This is a genomic window from Vibrio sp. 1288 (genome assembly GCF_033344475.1).
The window spans coordinates 1-1,047 of sequence record NZ_JAWPOX010000153.1 but is presented as its reverse complement, the minus strand read 5'-3'; the positions used below and the strand labels follow the sequence as shown (position 1 = coordinate 1,047).

Annotated in this window: 2 protein-coding genes; both read left to right on the top strand. The window is 50.0% G+C overall.

Going from position 1 to position 1,047, the window contains the following annotated elements:
- On the top strand, positions 1–494 hold a 494-nt coding region (locus tag R8O11_RS25275), incomplete at its 5' end, for an ABC transporter permease subunit (RefSeq protein WP_318194618.1).
- The coding region (proX, locus tag R8O11_RS25270; protein WP_318194617.1) for a glycine betaine/L-proline ABC transporter substrate-binding protein ProX at positions 487–1,047 on the top strand (561 nt) is incomplete at its 3' end. The genes R8O11_RS25275 and proX, both read left to right, overlap by 8 nt.

The window sequence follows — 1,047 nt, the reverse complement described above, 5'->3', positions numbered from 1 at the left end:
GTATTGGTAACGTACCGGGCGTCGTCGTGACGATCATTTTCGCGCTACCACCAGTGGTTCGATTGACCATTCTTGGGATTCAACAAGTACCGGAAGAGCTTATCGAAGCAGGTCACTCTTTTGGTGCAAACAAAAAGCAAATGCTGTATCGCATTCAATTGCCGCTTGCGCTGCCAACGATCATGGCGGGCGTCAACCAAACCTTGATGCTTTCTCTATCGATGGTGGTTATCGCCTCGATGATCGCCGTGGGCGGTTTGGGTCAGATGGTGTTACGAGGCATCGGACGACTGGACATGGGTCTGGCCGCTGTCGGCGGTTTAGGCATTGTGATCCTCGCTATTTTGTTGGATCGCATTACGCAAGAGCTTGGCGTCAACGCCGGCAATACCAAACTTCGCTGGTACCATACCGGCCCTATCTCTTATCTGCTCAAATTTAAAACCAACAAGAACCAAAACGACCTAAAACTTAGGAGAAATACGAATGAATAATTCATGGAAGAAAGCGCTGTCTGTCGGCGCGCTAAGCACAATCGCATTTTCGACTTACGGCTTTGCCGGAGAGTTACCGGGTGCAGGCGTCACGGTTCAACCTGTACAGTCCACTGTCGCTGAAGAGACATTCCAAACGTTGATTGTAAACCGCGCTCTGGAAGCTTTGGGTTACGATGTCCAACCAACCAAAGAAGTGGATTACAACGTCGGTTACACCTCGATAGCGAAAGGTGACGCAACATTCTTAGCGGTTGGCTGGTTCCCGCTCCATGCAGACAAATACACCATGTCAGGTGGTGATGATAAGTTTTTCCGAGAAGGCCAATACGTCAGTGGCGCAGCGCAAGGCTACCTCATCGATAAGAAAACCGCCGAGAAATACGGCATTACGAACATTGGTCAGTTAAAAGATCCAAAATTGGCGAAGCTATTCGACGCAAATGGCGATGGCAAAGCCGATCTTACCGGCTGTAACCCAGGTTGGGGGTGTGAAATGGTGGTTGAGCATCAGTTGGACGCGTTCAAACTTCGTGACACCGTCACTCACAAC